We start from the raw sequence: 16,203 nt of genomic DNA, 5'->3' as shown, positions 1-16,203 counted from the left end.
GGGGAGGTCCGCCGGTTCACCGGCCCGTCAGCCTTCGTACACCCGTCGACCCTTGACAAGTGGGGTGCCCTGCCAAGAGATTGACGCGCGTAGACCCATCTGCCGTTCCTCCAAGCACCCTCGGAGTCCCTGATGTCTTCCTCCATACCGAGAAGCGCGGCCGTCGCCGCCGTCGTGTCCGCAGCCCTGGCCGCCGGTCTGCTCGCCGGTTCGGCGAGCGCGTCCGCCGAGGACGGCGCGGGTGTCCGCATCCACGACATCCAGGGCACGACCCGCGTCTCGCCCCTGGTCGGGCAGCAGGTCACCGGTGTCACGGGCATCGTGACCGGCGTCCGCGCCTACGGCTCGCGCGGCTTCTGGATCCAGGACCCCACCCCCGACGCGAACCCGGCCACCAGCGAGGGCCTCTTCGTCTTCACCAGCTCCGTCCCGACCGTCGCCGTCGGCGACGCGGTGAGCGTGAACGGCACGGTCACCGAGTACGTCCCCGGCGGCCTCGCCTCCGGCAACCAGTCGCTGACGCAGCTCTCCAAGCCTGTCGTCACCGTCGTCTCGCAGGGCAACCCGGTGCCGGCCCCGGTGACGATCTCGTCCTGGTCCGTCCCCGGCGCGTACGCCCCGGAGGGCGACCCGGCCGCGGCCGGCTCGATCAACGGCCTGACCCTGAAGCCCCGGAAGTACGCCCTGGACTACTACGAGTCCCTGGAGGGCGCCAACGTCCGGATCGGCTCCTCGCGGGTGGTCGGCGCCACCGACCCGTACTCCGAGCTGTGGGTCACGGTGAAGCCGTGGGAGAACGCCAACCGGCGCGGCGGCACGGTCTACGGCTCGTACGAGGACCAGAACACCGGCCGCCTCCAGGTCCAGTCGCTGGTGCCGACCGCCCAGCAGCCGTTCCCCAAGGCGAACGTGGGCGACGTGCTGGCCGGCGCCACCGAGGGCCCGCTCGACTTCAACCAGTACGGCGGCTACACCCTGACGGCCCGCACCCTCGGCACGGTCGTGGACCGGGGCCTGAAGCGCGAGACCACGGACAAGCAGCGCGGGAACGAGCTGGCCGTGGCGACGTACAACGTCGAGAACCTCGACCCGGGCGACCCGCAGGAGAAGTTCGACGCGCTCGCGAAGGCGGTCGTGGAGAACCTCGCCTCGCCCGACGTCATCGCCCTGGAGGAGATCCAGGACGACAACGGCGCCAAGAACGACGGCACCGTGACGGCCGGTCAGACGGTGAAGAAGTTCACCGACGCGATCGTGGCGGCCGGCGGCCCGGCGTACGAGTCGCGCTCGGTCGACCCGGAGAACAACAAGGACGGCGGCGAGCCCGGCGGCAACATCCGTCAGGTCTTCCTCTTCAACCCGGCGCGGGTCTCCTTCACCGACCGCCCGGGCGGCGACGCCGCCACCGCGACCGGCGTCACCGGCCGCAAGGGGCACGCGGCGCTGACCGTCTCCCCCGGCCGGATCGACCCGGCGAACGCGGCCTGGGCGGACAGCCGCAAGCCGCTCGCGGGCGAGTTCGTCTTCCGGGGCCGCACGGTCTTCGTGATCGCCAACCACTTCGGCTCGAAGGGCGGGGACGAGTCGATCGTCTCCCACCACCAGCCGCCGAACCGTTCCTCCGAGGCCAAGCGCCTGCTCCAGGCCCAGGCCGTCAACGGCTTCGTGAAGCAGCTCCTCGCGGTCGAGAAGCGGGCCGACGTGCTGGTGGTCGGCGACATCAACGACTTCGAGTTCTCCGGCACCACGAAGGCGCTGACGGCCGGCGGGGCGCTGTACCCGGCCGTGAAGTCGCTGCCGCGCGGCGAGCGCTACTCGTACGTGTACCAGGGCAACAGCCAGGTCCTCGACCAGATCCTGACCAGCCCGGGGATCCGCCGCTTCGAGTACGACAGCGTCCACGTCAACGCGGAGTTCGCCGACCAGGACAGCGACCACGACCCGCAGGTCCTGCGCTTCCGCCCGTAAGCGCCTCCGCAGGCCCCCTACGCGCCCGCGTCGAGACTCAGCGCGGGCGTGTACCACCGGGCGCCGGCGGGCCCGTCGGCCGGGACGTCCTCCCACTCGGTGAGGACGAGGACGCGGGTGCCGTCGGCGGACCGGTGGACGTGCGCCCCGATCCCGCCCCCGCTTTCGGGCTCGCCCCCGGTCTCGACGACCGAGACGGCCCCGGGCAGCGCGTCCCGGCCGGTCGTGCCGACCGGGCGGGGCGGCGCGTAGCGGTGCAGGACGACCCGCTCGACGCCGGGCACGGCCGCGTCGATCTCGGCGTTCCGGTCGTCGCGGTGGGTGCGGACGAAGTCCTCGTAGACCTCCTCGCCCGTCCACTGCGAGTAGTGCAGCAGCGTGTCCCCGTCCGTCCCGGCGTAAATGCTGTAGGAGAGCAGGCCCGGGTCGGGCCACTCCCGGGCCTCCCAGGTCTTCCGGACGGCCTCGACGGCGGCCCGCTGCCGCTCGGGCGTGCCGACCCGCCAGGTGCTGACGAGGACGGCGCCGACTCCGGGACGGTAGAGGTCGGGGCGGGCGTGGGGGTGCGCGACGGCGTGCATGGAAGGGTCTCCCGTTCTCGGAACTCCGTGTCGTGCGGACGACTCCACCGTCTTCCCTCAACCATGCTTGAGGTCAAGGGCTTCCGTGCACGCGTGCGCACCCTTCAGCAGCCCTTACCTTTCCGGCCAAGAAGATCTAAGTGGACCTTCACCGTCCGCCGCGCGCAGACTTCCGGCATGAGCACCGCACCTCCTTTCGGCCGCGCGCTCTGCGCGATGATCACCCCCTTCACCGCCGCCGGCGCGCTCGACCCCGACGCGGCGGGCGCCCTCGCCGTCCGGCTCGTGGCGGAGGGCTGCGACGGGCTCGTCCTCAACGGGACCACCGGCGAGTCCCCGACCACCACCGACGCCGAGAAGACCGCGCTGGTCCGCGCCGTCCGGGAGGCCGTGGGACCCGGCCCCTCGGTCCTCGCGGGCGTCGGCACCGCCGACACCGCGCACACCGCCGGGCTCGCCCGCGCGGCCGAGGAGGCGGGCGCGGACGGGCTGCTCGTCGTCACCCCGTACTACAGCCGCCCCCCGCAGGCGGCCGTCGAGGCGCACTTCCTGAAGGTGGCGGACGCGACCGGGCTGCCGGTGATGGTCTACGACATCCCCGGCCGCACCGGCACCCGCGTCGAGCCCGCCACGATGCGGCGGCTCGCCGCGCACCCGCGGATCGTGGCGGTGAAGGACTGCGCGTACGACCTGCTCGGCTCGGCCCGGCTGATCGCGGAGACCGGGCTCGCGTACTACTCGGGCTGCGAGGAGCTGAACCTGCCGCTGTACGCGGTGGGCGGCGCCGGGTACGTCAGTACGGTGGCGAACGTGGCGCCCCGTCAGCTGCGGGCGGTCCTGGACGCCTTCGACGCGGGCGACACCGCCGGGGCGGCCCGGCTGAACGCCCGGCTGCTGCCGCTCGCCGAGCGGATGATGGCCGCGGGCCTGCCGGGCACGGTGACCGTCAAGGCCCTCCTCGGCGGCCCGCCGCGGGACCCGCTGCTGCCCGCCGACCGGGAGACGGCCGACGGACTGCGCGCGCTCCACGAGGCGCTGCTGGCGGCGGATCAGGCGGAGTCCCCGCTGTAGGTGCCGCCGAGGATCGCGGCGTGTTCCAGGACGTCCTCCAGGGGGTCGTCGATCTGGCCGGTGGAGACCAGGGAGACGTTCGGGCCGTTGTGCGAGTGCAGGTGCGTCTCGTCCGCCGCCGCCGTCCCGGCGGACAGCAGGACCGCCACCGCCGCGCACACCCCGGTGGCCGTGTGCCTCGTCCTCATGTCGGCTCCTCGCCTCGTCTGCGTACGGGACTCTCCGCCCCGCACTGATAACGCAGCGTCACCGGATCGGTTGTCGTGCGCCCCGCGCGCGTGCTGCCGTGCGACGGGATCTCCACGGCGGCGTCCGGAGTTTCACGGCCCCGTCCCCGTCGCGCATCGTCCCGGGGCGGCGCGCGGCCTCCTGGTCGGCCTGGGGCCGCTCCGGGCGCCGGACGGCCGCCCGGCCGTGGGACGACGGCACGGGCGCGGTCGACACGTGGGTACGCGGCGGCCTCGGGCGGGCGCCTCGCGGCCCCGCGCGGGAAGCGGCCGACCGCCCTGCCGGCCGTCTGACGGCGGGGCGGGGGCGGTCAGTCGCCCACGGGGCCTCAGTTGTGGCTGTGCAGGACCTCGTTGAGGCCGCCCCAGACCGCGTTGTTCGGGCGGGCCTCGACGGCGCCGGTGACCGAGTTGCGGCGGAAGAGGATGTTCGAGGCGCCGGAGAGGTCGCGGGCCTTCACGATCTCGCCGTCGGGCATGGTCACCCGGGTGCCGGCCGTGACGTACAGGCCGGCCTCGACGACGCACTCGTCGCCGAGCGCGATGCCGACGCCCGCCTCGGCGCCGATCAGGCAGCGCTCGCCGATGGAGATGACGACGTTGCCGCCGCCGGAGAGGGTGCCCATGGTGGAGGCGCCGCCGCCGATGTCGGAGCCGTCGCCGACGACGACGCCGGCGGAGATGCGGCCCTCGACCATCGAGGTGCCGAGGGTGCCGGCGTTGAAGTTGACGAAGCCCTCGTGCATGACGGTGGTGCCGGCGGCGAGGTGGGCGCCGAGGCGGACGCGGTCGGCGTCGGCGATGCGGACGCCGGCGGGCGCGACGTAGTCGGTCATGCGGGGGAACTTGTCGATCGAGGTCACCTGGAGGTGCAGCCCCTCGGCGCGCGCGTTGAGCCGGACCTTCTCGACGTCGTCGACGGCGACGGGACCGAGCGAGGTCCAGGCGACATTGGCGAGGAGGCCGAAGACGCCGTCCAGGCTCTGGCCGTGCGGCTTGACCAGGCGGTGGCTGAGCAGGTGCAGGCGCAGGTAGGCGTCGTGGGCGTCGAGCGGCTTCTCGTCGAGCGAGGCGATGACGGTGCGGACGGCGACCACCTCGACGCCCCGGCGGGCGTCCACGCCGAGGGCCTTGACGGCGCCTTCGCCGAGGGCGTTGAGGGCCGCGTCGGGGTCGAGCCGCTCGGTGCCGGCGGGGCCGGGCTCGTCGGTCAGCTCGGGGGCGGGGAACCAGGTGTCGAGGACGGTGCCGTCGCCGGCGAGGGTGGCGAGGCCGGCGGCGACGGCGCCGGTGGTGCGAGGAGCAGTGGTCATGACGGAAAACCTAACCGGCGGGCCCCCGCCCGGGCCAACCGGTCTCAGGTGTCGGTCGGGCGCGCCGTCGGTTCGGACGAGCCGTGACGAGGGCGTTCCGGTGCTTCGTCCGGGGCCCGGGGATCCAGGATCCGGCCCAGCATCGCGCGCGCGTACTCCTCGTCGTACTCCCCGTCGGTGAGCAGGACCTGGAGGCAGACGCCGTCCATGAGGGCGACCAGGGCGCGGGCGGTGACGGGGTCGGTGCGGGGGGCCAGGGCGGCGGTCGCGGCCGCGGTCCACTCGGCGGCGACCGGGCGCAGGGCGGGGCGGCGCAGGGCGGCGAGGTAGAGCTCGTACTCCAGCTCCACGCCGGTGCGTTCGCCGCCCAGCCACTCCCCCAGGAAGCGGGCGAGGACGGCCGCGAGGTCGGCGTCCGGGGCGACGAGGGCGGAGCGCTCGCGCAGTTGGCGCCCGAAGTTCTCGTTGGCCGCGCGGAGGGCCGCGACGAGGAGTTCGTCGAGGGAGGCGAAGTGGTACGTGGTGGAGCCCAGCGGCACGTCCGCCTCGGCGGCCACCGTGCGGTGGCTGAGCCCGGCGATGCCGGCCCGTCCGACGACCCGGAGGGCCGCGTCCACGATGCGCGCGCGGCGGTCGGGGTCGTGGCGGCGGGGCCGGGCCATCAGTGGGCGCCGCCGAGGTTGAGGACGGCGACCCCGGCGACGATGAGGAGGATCCCGGCGACCTTGGCGAGGCTGAGGGTCTCGCCGAGGAAGAGGACGCCGATGGTGGCGACGGCGGCGGTGCCGACCCCGGACCAGATGGCGTACGCGGTGCCGACCTGGAGGGTCTTGAGCGCCTGCGCAAGGAGCGCGAAGGCGATCAGGTAGCCGACGCCGGTGACGAGCGAGGGCCAGAGCCTGCTGAAGCCGTCGCTGTACTTCATCGAGGTGGTGGCGAGGATCTCCGCCGCTATGGCGCCCGCCAGCAGTCCGTAACCCATGCGTACGATCGTACACATCGTTGCGTACGGGCGTACGCACAATTCCGTACGGGTGTGCGAGGCCGGACCGATACGGTGTCGCCCATGACCTATCCCACGGGGCCCTACGGCTACGGCCACGTCCCTCCGCCTCAGGCGCCGAAGCCCGGCGTGATACCCCTGCGACCGCTCTCCCTCAGCGAGATCCTGACGGGCGCCTTCAACACCCTCGGACGTCACTGGAAGCAGCTCGTCGGCGTCACCGCCGTCGCCTACGGGTTCGCCCTCCTGCTGACCGCCGCGGCGGTCGGCGTCGGCTATCTGGCCGTCGCGGACCACGTGTCCGACGTGTTCGACCTGCCGAGGGGCGAGGAACCGTCGCCGGACGACCTCCTGCCGATGCTGATCGCGTTCGGCTGCGTCTGGCTGGTCCTGGCGATCGGCGCGCTGGTCGCGAGCGCCGTGGTGTCGGCGGCGGTGCCCGTGGTCCTCCAGGAGGCGGTCCTGGGCGGCCGCGTCGCGTTCGGGACCGTGTGGGGGCGCGCGTGGGCGCGGATGCCCGCGGTCCTCGGCACGGTCTTCCTGACCGCGCTGTCCATGCTGGCGCCCCTCCTGCTCTTCGCCGGCCTGGCCGCCGGCCTGATGGCCCTGGTGATCGCCAACGACTCCGGCCCGGCCGCGTCGCTGCTGTTCATCCCCCTCTTCCTGCTGGTCCTCCCGCTCGCCGCCTGGCTCTGGGTGAAGTTCGCCCTCGCCCCGACGGCGGCGGTGATCGAGCGCCAGGGCGCCGTGGCGTCCCTGCGGCGGTCCTGGCGCCTGGTGACCGGCTCGTGGTGGCGGACCTTCGGCGGCCTACTGGTGACCGGCCTGATCACGGCCTTCGTCAGCGCGATCTTCCAGCAACTGCTCGGCACGCTGGTGAGCCTGCCCCTCGCCAGTGGTCCGGCGCCGGAGACGGCCGAGGAGTTCGTCGCCCTGATCGTGCCGATGGCGATCGTCATGGTCGTCGGATCGCTGATCGCCCAGGTGTTCTCCGCGCTCTTCCCGCCGCTGGTGTCCGGGCTGCTCTACATCGACCGGCGCATCCGCACGGAGGACCTGGCGACGGTGCTCGCCCGAACGGCGGAGGCGCGGGCGTACGGGTCCTGACGGCCCATCGGAATCCGCCGGCTCAGTCCGTGAGCGACCGCTTCGGCCGCAGCACGCAGAATTCGTTGCCCTCGGGGTCCGCGAGGGTGACCCAGGTCGCGTCCTCGCCCTGCCCGACGTCGATCCGGGTCGCCCCGAGGGCGAGGATCCGCTCCACCTCGGCGTCCCGGTCGTCGGGCGCGAGGTCGATGTGCAGCCGGTTCTTGACGGTCTTGGACTCGGGCACGGGCAGGAAGCACATCCCGGGCAGGCTGTGCTCGTCGGCCCCGACGACGACCTCGTGCTCGTCCTCGTAGAGGACCTTCCAGTCCAGGACCGCGGCCCAGAAGCGGGCCTGGGCGGCGTGGTCGTGGGCGTCGACGGCGAGGTGGTACATGCGAACGGCCGTGCTCCCCAGTCTGTCAGGGGAGCACGGCCGTTCGTACGAGGAGCTCGCTCGGACGTCGAACTCAGACGTTGAAGCCGAGCGCGCGGAGCTGCTCGCGCCCGTCGTCCGTGATCTTGTCCGGACCCCACGGCGGCATCCAGACCCAGTTGATCTTCAGTTCGCTGACGATGCCGTCCGTGGCGGACTTCGCCTGGTCCTCGATCACGTCGGTCAGCGGGCAGGCCGCCGACGTCAGGGTCATGTCCAGCGTCGCGACGTTGGAGTCGTCGATGTGGATGCCGTAGATCAGGCCCAGGTTGACGACGTCGATGCCCAGCTCGGGGTCGACGACGTCGTACAGCGCCTCGCGGACTTCTTCCTCGGAGGCCGGCTTCATGATGGCCCCGGCGTTCTCGGTCATGCCGGCTTCCTCTCTGACTTCTGGTCGTCGTCCCCCAGCGCCTGGGCGGTCGCGTCCTTCCACGCCATCCAGCTCAGCAGGGCGCACTTCACCCGGGCGGGGTACTTGGAGACCCCGGCGAACGCGACCGCGTCCTCCAGGACCTCCTCCATCGCCTCGTCCGGCTCGATCCGGCCCTTGGACTGCATCAGCTCCAGGAAGGTGCCCTGGATCTTCCGCGCCTCGGCCAGCTCCTTGCCGACGAGCAGCTCGTTGAGGACGGAGGCCGAGGCCTGGCTGATGGAGCAGCCCTGGCCCTCGTACGACACGTCCTCGATCCGCGAGCCGTCGTACTTCACACGGAGCGTGATCTCGTCGCCGCACGTCGGGTTGACGTGGTGCACCTCGGCGTCGCCGTCCCGCAGACCGCGCCCGTGCGGGTGCTTGTAGTGGTCCAGGATGACGTCCTGGTACATCGAATCCAGCTTCACGAGCGTCCCCTAGCCGAAGAAGTTCCGTACGTGCTCCAGTCCCTCGACCAGGGCGTCTACCTCGGCCGGGGTGGAGTACAGATAGAACGACGCCCGCGTGGTCGCGGGAATTCCGTAGCGGAGGCAGACCGGCCGCGCGCAGTGGTGGCCGACCCGGACCGCGATGCCCTGCTCGTCGAGGACCTGGCCCACGTCGTGCGGGTGGATGTCGCCGAGCGTGAAGGAGATCGCCGCGCCGCGGTCCTCGGCCGTGGTGGGGCCGATGATCCGCAGGTCCGGGACCTCCTGGAGGCGCCGGACGGCGTACTCGGTGATCGCGTGCTCGTGGCGCGCGATGTTCTCCATGCCGATCGCGGACAGGTAGTCCACGGCCGCGCCGAGGCCGACGGCCTGCGCGATCGGGGGCGTGCCCGCCTCGAACTTGTGCGGGGCCGGCGCGTACGTCGAGGAGTGCATCGAGACGGTCTCGATCATCTCGCCGCCGCCGAGGAAGGGCGGCAGGTCCTCCAGGAGCTCCTGCCGTCCCCACAGCACGCCGATGCCGGTCGGGCCGCACATCTTGTGGCCGGTGAAGGCCACGAAGTCGGCCTGGAGCGCCTGCACGTCCAGCACCATGTGCGGGGCCGCCTGGGAGGCGTCGATGCAGACGAGCGCACCGACCTCCTGGGCGCGGCGGATGATCGTCTCGACCGGGTTGACCGTGCCCAGCAGGTTCGAGACCAGCGTGAACGAGACGATCTTGGTCTTCTCGGTGATGACCTCCTCGATGTTCGAGAGGTCGAGACGGCCGTCGTCGGTGAGGCCGAACCACTTCAGCTTCGCGCCCGTGCGCTGCGAGAGCAGCTGCCACGGCACGATGTTGGAGTGGTGCTCCATCTCCGTGATGGCGATCTCGGTCTCGTGGTCCACGCGGTAGGGCTCGTCGGCCCAGCCCAGCATGTTGGCCACGAGGTTGAGCGACTCGGAGGCGTTCTTGGTGAAGATCACCTCGTCGCGGCTCGGCGCGTTGATGAACGCGGCGACCTTGTCGCGCGCGCCCTCGTAGAGCGCCGTCGCCTCCTCGGCGACCGTGTAGACGCCGCGGTGGACGTTGGCGTTGTGGCGCTCGTAGTACGTGTTGAGCGCGTCGAGGACCTGGCGCGGCTTCTGCGAGGTCGCCGCGGAGTCGAGGTACACGATCTTCTTGCCGTCGTGGACCGTGCGGTCCAGGAGCGGGAAGTCCTTGCGGATCGCCTCGGTGTCGAGGAGGCCGGAGAGCCCCTGATGGGCAGAAGTCACGCGGACGCGCCACCCTTCACGTACTTGTCGTAGCCCTCGTTCTCCAGCACGTCGGCGAGCTCGGCGCCACCGGACTCGGCGATGCGGCCGTTCGCGAAGACGTGCACGAAGTCGGGCTTGATGTAGCGCAGGATGCGCGTGTAGTGGGTGATCAGCAGGGTGCCGACCTCACCGGTCTCGCGGACGCGGTTGACGCCCTCGGAGACGACGCGCAGGGCGTCGACGTCGAGGCCGGAGTCGGTCTCGTCGAGGATCGCGATCTTCGGCTTGAGGAGCTCCAGCTGGAGGATCTCGTGGCGCTTCTTCTCACCGCCGGAGAAGCCCTCGTTGACGTTGCGCTCGGCGAAGGCCGGGTCCATCTGGAGCTGCTCCATCGCGGACTTGACCTCCTTCACCCAGGTGCGCAGCTTGGGCGCCTCGCCGCGGACGGCGGTGGCGGAGGTGCGCAGGAAGTTGGAGACCGAGACGCCGGGGACCTCGACCGGGTACTGCATGGCCAGGAAGACGCCGGCGCGGGCGCGCTCGTCGACCGACATCTCCAGGACGTCCTCGCCGTCGAGGGTGACGGTGCCGCCGGTGATCGTGTACTTCGGGTGGCCGGCCAGCGAGTACGCCAGGGTCGACTTGCCGGAGCCGTTGGGGCCCATGACGGCGTGGGTCTCGCCCTGCTTGATGGTCAGGTCGACGCCCTTGAGGATCTCGCGGGGGCCGTTCTCCGCCTCGACGGAGACGTGCAGGTCGTGGATTTCAAGCGTAGCCATGGGTGACTCAGGACTCCTGGGTGACGGAGACGAGCACATCGTCCCCTTCGATCTTTACGGGGTATACGGGGACGGGGCGCGTCGCGGGAAGGCCGGAGGGCTTGCCGGTGCGCAGGTCGAAGCTGGACCCGTGCAGCCAGCACTCGATGGCGCAGTCCTCGACCTCGCCCTCCGAGAGGGAGACGTTGGCGTGCGAGCAGATGTCGTTGATCGCGAACACCTCGCCCTCGGTGTGGACGACCGACACCGGCGTGCCGTCGACCTCGACCCGCTTCGGGGTGTCGGTCTCCAGCTCGCTCAGCGCGCAGACTCGGACGAAGGCCATCAGACGGAGGCCTCCAGCTCCGCCTCGATCTTGGCGAGCAGGCGCTCCTGGACGTCGGGCAGGCCGATCTGCTGGACCAGCTCGGCGAAGAAGCCGCGGACGACGAGGCGGCGGGCCTCGATCTCCGGGATGCCGCGGGACATCAGGTAGAAGAGCTGCTCGTCGTCGAAGCGGCCGGTGGCCGAGGCGTGACCGGCGCCGGCGATCTCGCCGGTCTCGATCTCCAGGTTGGGCACGGAGTCGACGCGGGCGCCGTCCGTGAGGACCAGGTTCCGGTTCAGCTCGTACGTGTCGGTGCCCTCGGCGGCGGCCTGGATGAGCACGTCGCCGATCCAGACGGCGTGCGCGTCCTGGCCCTGCAGCGCGCCCTTGTAGGCCACGTTGGACTTGCAGTGCGGGGTGTTGTGGTCGACCAGGAGGCGGTGCTCCTGGTGCTGGCCCGCGTCGGTGAAGTACAGGCCGAAGAGCTCGGCCTCGCCGCCGGGGGCCGCGTACGCCACGCGCGGGTGGATGCGGACGACGTCGCCGCCGAAGGTGACGACGACCGACTTGAAGGAGGCGTCGCGGCCGACCAGCGCGTTGTGCTGGGCGACGTGGACGGCCTTCTCGTCCCAGTCCTGGACGGAGACGACGGTGAGCTTCGCGCCGTCGCCGAGGACGTAGTCGACGTTGGCGGCGAGGACGGCGTCACCGGTGTGGTCGATGACCACGACGGCCTCGGCGAAGGCGCCGAGCTCGATCACCTGGTGGCCGAAGGCGGTCCCGCCGTGGCCGTGCACGGCGATGCGGATCGGCTCGGTGAGGACGGCGTCCTTGGCGACGGTGACGACCGAGGCCTTCTCGAACGAGGAGTACGCCTGGGCGGCGACCCGGTCGACGGGCGTGCCCGCCCGGCCGAGGCGCTCGTCGTCGCGGCCGACGGTCTCCACGGTGACGCCCTCGGGGGCGTCGATGTCGACCTTGACGCCCTCGCCGGTGGCGACGGCGGTGCCGTCGTGCAGACCCCGCAGGCGCTCCAGCGGGGTGAACCGCCACTCCTCCTCGCGGCCGTGCGGGACGGGGAAGTCCGCGACGTCGAAGGACGGGGGCGCGCTCATGCGCGTGGCGACGGTGGACTCGGCGGCCACCGCGATCGAGCCGGCAGTGGTCGAACCTGCCGGGATGTACTGAGCCTCAGCCATGGCTGTCGTCTTGCTCTCTTCCTGCGTACGGGGAAACGGTCGCTGCGGGTGGGGGACGGTCAGCCGACCGAGCCCTCCATCTGCAGCTCGATCAGCCGGTTGAGCTCCAGGGCGTACTCCATCGGGAGCTCCTTGGCGATGGGCTCGACGAAGCCGCGGACGATCATCGCCATGGCCTCGAACTCGGTGAGGCCGCGGCTCATCAGGTAGAAGAGCTGGTCCTCGGAGACCTTGGAGACGGTGGCCTCGTGGCCCATGGAGACGTCGTCCTCGCGCACGTCCACGTAGGGGTACGTGTCGGAGCGGGAGATGGTGTCGACGAGCAGCGCGTCGCAGAGCACGTTCGACTTGGCGCCCGGGGCGCCCTCGCCGATCTCGATGAGGCCGCGGTAGGAGGTGCGGCCGCCGCCTCGTGCCACCGACTTGGAGACGATGTTGGAGGAGGTGTTCGGGGCCATGTGGACCATCTTGGCGCCGGCGTCCTGGTGCTGGCCCTCGCCCGCGAAGGCGATGGACAGGGTCTCGCCCTTGGCGTGCTCGCCCATGAGGTAGACGGCCGGGTACTTCATGGTGACCTTGGAGCCGATGTTGCCGTCGACCCACTCCATGGTGGCGCCCTCGTAGGCGACGGCGCGCTTGGTCACCAGGTTGTAGACGTTGTTCGACCAGTTCTGGATGGTCGTGTAGCGGCAGCGGCCGCCCTTCTTCACGATGATCTCGACCACGGCGCTGTGCAGCGAGTCCGAGGAGTAGATCGGGGCGGTGCAGCCCTCGACGTAGTGGACGTAGGCGTCCTCGTCGACGATGATCAGCGTCCGCTCGAACTGGCCCATGTTCTCCGTGTTGATGCGGAAGTAGGCCTGGAGCGGGATCTCGACGTGCACGCCCTTCGGCACGTAGATGAAGGAGCCGCCGGACCACACGGCCGTGTTCAGCGAGGCGAACTTGTTGTCGCCGACCGGGATGACGGTGCCGAAGTACTCCTTGAAGAGCTCCTCGTGCTCCTTCAGGGCGGTGTCGGTGTCGACGAAGATGACGCCCTGCTCCTCCAGGTCCTCGCGGATCTGGTGGTAGACGACCTCGGACTCGTACTGGGCGGCGACGCCGGCGACGAGGCGCTGCTTCTCCGCCTCGGGGATGCCGAGCTTGTCGTACGTGTTCTTGATGTCCTCGGGCAGTTCCTCCCAGGAAGCGGCCTGCTTCTCGGTGGAGCGCACGAAGTACTTGATGTTGTCGAAGTCGATGCCGGAGAGGTCGGAGCCCCAGGTCGGCATGGGCTTCTTGCCGAAGAGCCGCAGACCCTTGAGACGCAGCTTCAGCATCCATTCGGGCTCGTTCTTCTTCGAGGAGATGTCGCGGACGACGTCCTCGTTCAGTCCGCGCTTGGCGGTGGAGCCGGCGGCGTCGGAGTCGGCCCAGCCGTACTCGTACCGACCCAGGCCCTCGAGCTCGGGGTGGCTGATCTCGGTGGTCATGCGGGGTTCCTCCCGGCCGTACTTGCGGATGCTGATTCGGTGGTCTGTGGAGCGCCGTGCGGGATGAACGTGGTGCAGACGCCGTCACCATGGGCGATGGTGGCCAGGCGCTGGACGTGCGTTCCCAGGAGACGGGAGAAGAATTCCGTCTCCGCCTCGCACAGCTGGGGGTACTGCTCGGCGACGTGGGCGACCGGGCAGTGGTGCTGGCAGAGCTGCTCGCCGACCGGCGCGTTCCGCGCAGTGGCAGCGTACCCGTCCGCCGTGAGGGCCTTGGCGAGCGCCTCGGTCCGCCGCGCGGGCTCGGCCGCCTCGACGGCCTCGCGGTACGCGCTTCCCTGGCTCTCGATCCGGTCCCGGGCGAAGGCGGCGACGGCCTCCTCGCCGCCGGCGTTGCGCTCGATCCAGCGGAGCGCCTCGACGGCGAGCGAGTCGTACGACTGGTCGAAGGCGTCCCGGCCGCAGTCGGTCAGTGCGAAGACCTTCGCGGGGCGGCCGCGGCCGCGGTTGCCGTAGACGCGCTTCTCGCGCGCCTCGACGACGTTCTCCGCGACCAGCGAGTCGAGGTGGCGGCGGACGGCGGCCTGGGTGAGGCCGAGCCGTTCGGCCAGATCGGCGACGGTCGACGGCCCGTGGTCCAGGATCGACCGCGCGACCCGGTTGCGAGTGGAACGCTCCCGGGTCGCGAGTTCCTCCACCGGAGCCGCGCCAACGTTTTTCACAACACCATTGTTGCGTAATTAATCGGGGAGTGACAAGCGGCACCCGACGCGCGGACGGTGCCGTGCGTCACTCAGGTAAGGCTTACCTGACCTGCGATGATGATCATTCATGGGATGAATTCGACCACTCTTCGGGACCCGCGCCCGAAGGACCCCCGGCCGCTCTCTAGACTTCCCGGCATGCACGGGAAGCCCGCGAGTGAGTCCGTCGTCCAGGTCCGCGGCCTGGTCAAGCGGTACGGAGACAAGACCGCCGTCGACGGCCTGGACCTCGACGTACGGGCCGGCACCGTCACCGCCGTCCTCGGTCCCAACGGGGCCGGCAAGACCACCACGATCGAGACCTGCGAGGGCTACCGCCGGCCCGACGGCGGCACCGTGCGGGTCCTCGGCCTCGACCCGGCCGCCGACGCGGCGGCCCTGCGCCCCCGGATCGGCGTCATGCTCCAGTCCGGCGGCGTCTACTCCGGCGCCCGCGCCGACGAGATGCTCCGGCACATGGCGAAGCTGCACGCCCACCCGCTGGACGTGGACGCCCTGATCGAGCGCCTCGGCCTCGACTCCTGCGGCCGTACGAGCTACCGGCGCCTCTCCGGCGGCCAGCAGCAGCGCCTCGCGCTCGCCATGGCCGTCGTCGGCCGCCCCGAGCTGGTCTTCCTCGACGAGCCCACCGCCGGGCTCGACCCGCAGGCCCGCCGCGCCACCTGGGACCTGGTCCGCGAGCTGCGCGCCGACGGGGTGACCACGGTCCTCACCACCCACTTCATGCAGGAGGCCGAGGAGCTGGCCGACGACGTCGCCATCGTCGACGCCGGCCGGATCGCCGCCCAGGGCAGCCCCGAGGAGCTGTGCCGGGGCGGCGCCGAGAACACCCTGCGCTTCACCGGCCGCCCCGGGCTCGACCTGGACTCCCTGCTCAAGGCGCTCCCGGACGGCACGGCCGCCGCGGAGACCCTGCCGGGCACGTACCGGATCACCGGCGACGTCGACCCGCAGCTGCTCGCCACGGTCACCAGCTGGTGCGCCCAGCACGGTGTGATGCCGGACGGCATCGCGGTCGAGCGCCACACGCTGGAAGACGTCTTTCTCGAACTGACCGGCAAGGAGCTGAGGTCATGAGCACGGGAACCCGCCTCCCGAAGTCCGCCGGCACGGGCGCCTACTCCCCCCGGCCCGGCGCGGCCCCCGTCGGGCGGATGATCGCCGCGCAGACCGCCCTGGAGACCAGGATGCTGCTGCGCAACGGCGAGCAGCTGCTCCTGACGGTGATCATCCCCTCGCTGCTCCTGGTGCTGTTCTCCACCGTCGACGTCGTCGACACCGGGGCCGGGAAGCCCGTCGACTTCCTCGCCCCCGGCGTCCTCGCGCTCGCCGTGATGTCCACCGCCTTCACCGGCCAGGCCATCGCGACCGGTTTCGAGCGCCGGTACGGGGTGCTCAAGCGCCTGGGGGCCTCGCCGCTCCCCCGCAGGGCCCTGATGACCGCCAAGACGCTCTCCGTCCTGGTCACCGAGGTCCTCCAGGTCGCGCTCCTGACGGCGATCGCGCTCGCGCTCGGCTGGTCCCCGCACGGGAACCCGCTCTCGGTGCTGCTGCTCCTGCTCCTCGGCACGGCCGCCTTCTCCGGCCTCGGCCTGCTGATGGCCGGCACGCTGAGGGCCGAGGCCACCCTGGCCGCCGCCAACCTGGTCTTCCTGCTGCTCCTGGTGGGCGGCGGGGTGATCGTGCCCCTGGAGAGGTTCGGCGCCGCGGGCGACGTGCTCGCCCTGCTGCCGATCGCGGCCCTCTCGGACGGCCTGCGGGACGTCCTGCAGGGCGGGGCCCCGATGCCGTGGGGCGACGCGCTGGTCCTCGCGGTCTGGGCGGTCCTGGGACTCGGCGCGGCGGCGAGGTTCTTCCGCTGGGAGTAACCGTAAGGTTCCGTTCGGCCACA

The 16,203-nt window shown here is 71.4% G+C and carries 19 protein-coding genes; 5 read left to right on the top strand and 14 right to left on the bottom strand.

Annotation, left to right across the window (positions count from 1 at the left end; genetic code table 11):
• The first annotated feature begins 132 nt into the window (after positions 1-132).
• Positions 133-1,968 (top strand): endonuclease/exonuclease/phosphatase family protein, encoded by a 1,836-nt coding sequence (locus tag ADL08_RS11975; RefSeq protein ID WP_053642076.1) that lies wholly within the window; start codon positions 133-135, stop codon positions 1,966-1,968.
• 17 nt (positions 1,969-1,985) lie between these two features.
• On the opposite strand, the gene ADL08_RS11970 is transcribed toward ADL08_RS11975, so the two are convergent.
• Positions 1,986-2,549: a hypothetical protein gene (locus tag ADL08_RS11970; RefSeq protein ID WP_053642075.1), complete on the bottom strand. Its 564-nt coding sequence runs from the start codon at positions 2,547-2,549 to the stop codon at positions 1,986-1,988.
• A 177-nt stretch (positions 2,550-2,726) separates the two neighbouring features.
• On the opposite strand from ADL08_RS11970, the gene dapA reads away from it, so the two are divergent.
• Entirely contained in the window at positions 2,727-3,620 is an 894-nt protein-coding gene (gene dapA, locus ADL08_RS11965; RefSeq protein ID WP_053642074.1) for a 4-hydroxy-tetrahydrodipicolinate synthase, read from the top strand.
• On the opposite strand, the gene ADL08_RS11960 is transcribed toward dapA, so the two are convergent.
• The 4 genes from ADL08_RS11960 to ADL08_RS11945 form a co-directional block, all read right to left on the bottom strand.
• Positions 3,599-3,808 carry a hypothetical protein gene (locus ADL08_RS11960; RefSeq protein ID WP_053642073.1) on the bottom strand — a complete coding sequence of 70 codons (210 nt, stop codon included), beginning with the start codon at positions 3,806-3,808 and terminating at the stop codon, positions 3,599-3,601. The two genes, dapA and ADL08_RS11960, sit on opposite strands and share 22 nt — an antisense overlap.
• Positions 3,809-4,176: 368 nt before the next feature.
• Positions 4,177-5,160, bottom strand: coding sequence for a 2,3,4,5-tetrahydropyridine-2,6-dicarboxylate N-succinyltransferase (gene dapD / locus ADL08_RS11955; protein WP_053642072.1), 984 nt, complete (start codon positions 5,158-5,160; stop codon positions 4,177-4,179).
• Positions 5,161-5,204: 44 nt separating this feature from the next.
• On the bottom strand, positions 5,205-5,822 hold the full coding sequence (locus tag ADL08_RS11950; RefSeq protein WP_078968312.1) for a TetR/AcrR family transcriptional regulator: 618 nt from the start codon (positions 5,820-5,822) through the stop codon (positions 5,205-5,207).
• Positions 5,822-6,142, bottom strand: coding sequence for a DMT family transporter (locus tag ADL08_RS11945; protein WP_053642071.1), 321 nt, complete (start codon positions 6,140-6,142; stop codon positions 5,822-5,824). Before ADL08_RS11945 ends, ADL08_RS11950 begins: the two co-directional genes overlap by 1 nt.
• An 84-nt stretch (positions 6,143-6,226) precedes the next feature.
• Between ADL08_RS11945 and ADL08_RS11940 the strand changes: the two genes are divergently transcribed.
• A complete protein-coding gene (locus ADL08_RS11940; RefSeq protein ID WP_053642070.1) occupies positions 6,227-7,270 on the top strand; it encodes a hypothetical protein in 1,044 nt (347 codons plus the stop codon).
• A 22-nt stretch (positions 7,271-7,292) separates the two neighbouring features.
• Here ADL08_RS11940 and ADL08_RS11935 read toward each other — a convergent pair whose 3' ends face one another.
• From ADL08_RS11935 to ADL08_RS11895, 9 genes are all read right to left on the bottom strand, one after another.
• Entirely contained in the window at positions 7,293-7,646 is a 354-nt protein-coding gene (locus ADL08_RS11935; RefSeq protein ID WP_053642069.1) for a VOC family protein, read from the bottom strand.
• Between the two features lie 73 nt (positions 7,647-7,719).
• Entirely contained in the window at positions 7,720-8,058 is a 339-nt protein-coding gene (locus ADL08_RS11930; RefSeq protein WP_053642068.1) for a metal-sulfur cluster assembly factor, read from the bottom strand.
• Entirely contained in the window at positions 8,055-8,528 is a 474-nt protein-coding gene (sufU, locus tag ADL08_RS11925) for a Fe-S cluster assembly sulfur transfer protein SufU (protein ID WP_053642067.1), read from the bottom strand. Before sufU ends, ADL08_RS11930 begins: the two co-directional genes overlap by 4 nt.
• 9 nt (positions 8,529-8,537) lie before the next feature.
• Positions 8,538-9,806, bottom strand: coding sequence for a cysteine desulfurase (locus ADL08_RS11920; protein ID WP_053642066.1), 1,269 nt, complete (start codon positions 9,804-9,806; stop codon positions 8,538-8,540).
• Complete coding sequence (gene sufC, locus ADL08_RS11915; protein ID WP_015032758.1) at positions 9,803-10,567, bottom strand: Fe-S cluster assembly ATPase SufC; 765 nt, start codon at positions 10,565-10,567, stop codon at positions 9,803-9,805. Before sufC ends, ADL08_RS11920 begins: the two co-directional genes overlap by 4 nt.
• 7 nt (positions 10,568-10,574) lie before the next feature.
• Entirely contained in the window at positions 10,575-10,892 is a 318-nt protein-coding gene (locus ADL08_RS11910) for a bifunctional 3-phenylpropionate/cinnamic acid dioxygenase ferredoxin subunit (RefSeq protein WP_030205123.1), read from the bottom strand.
• The gene (gene sufD / locus ADL08_RS11905) at positions 10,892-12,073 is read right to left on the bottom strand and encodes a Fe-S cluster assembly protein SufD (protein ID WP_053642065.1); all 1,182 of its coding nucleotides are present in this window, start codon (positions 12,071-12,073) and stop codon (positions 10,892-10,894) included. Before sufD ends, ADL08_RS11910 begins: the two co-directional genes overlap by 1 nt.
• 59 nt (positions 12,074-12,132) lie before the next feature.
• Positions 12,133-13,548: a Fe-S cluster assembly protein SufB gene (gene sufB, locus ADL08_RS11900; protein ID WP_053642064.1), complete on the bottom strand. Its 1,416-nt coding sequence runs from the start codon at positions 13,546-13,548 to the stop codon at positions 12,133-12,135.
• A complete protein-coding gene (locus ADL08_RS11895) occupies positions 13,545-14,270 on the bottom strand; it encodes a helix-turn-helix transcriptional regulator (protein ID WP_053642063.1) in 726 nt (241 codons plus the stop codon). Before ADL08_RS11895 ends, sufB begins: the two co-directional genes overlap by 4 nt.
• A gap of 180 nt (positions 14,271-14,450) precedes the next feature.
• On the opposite strand from ADL08_RS11895, the gene ADL08_RS11890 reads away from it, so the two are divergent.
• Positions 14,451-15,389, top strand: coding sequence for an ABC transporter ATP-binding protein (locus ADL08_RS11890; RefSeq protein ID WP_053642062.1), 939 nt, complete (start codon positions 14,451-14,453; stop codon positions 15,387-15,389).
• Positions 15,386-16,180: an ABC transporter permease gene (locus tag ADL08_RS11885; protein WP_053642061.1), complete on the top strand. Its 795-nt coding sequence runs from the start codon at positions 15,386-15,388 to the stop codon at positions 16,178-16,180. Before ADL08_RS11890 ends, ADL08_RS11885 begins: the two co-directional genes overlap by 4 nt.
• The last annotated feature ends 23 nt before the right edge of the window (positions 16,181-16,203 follow it).

The organism is Streptomyces sp. NRRL F-6492 (assembly GCF_001280125.1).
Classification (GTDB): Bacteria; Actinomycetota; Actinomycetes; order Streptomycetales; family Streptomycetaceae; genus Streptomyces.
The sequence above is the reverse complement of the archived record's forward strand: the minus strand, read 5'-3'. Positions and strand labels throughout refer to the sequence as shown.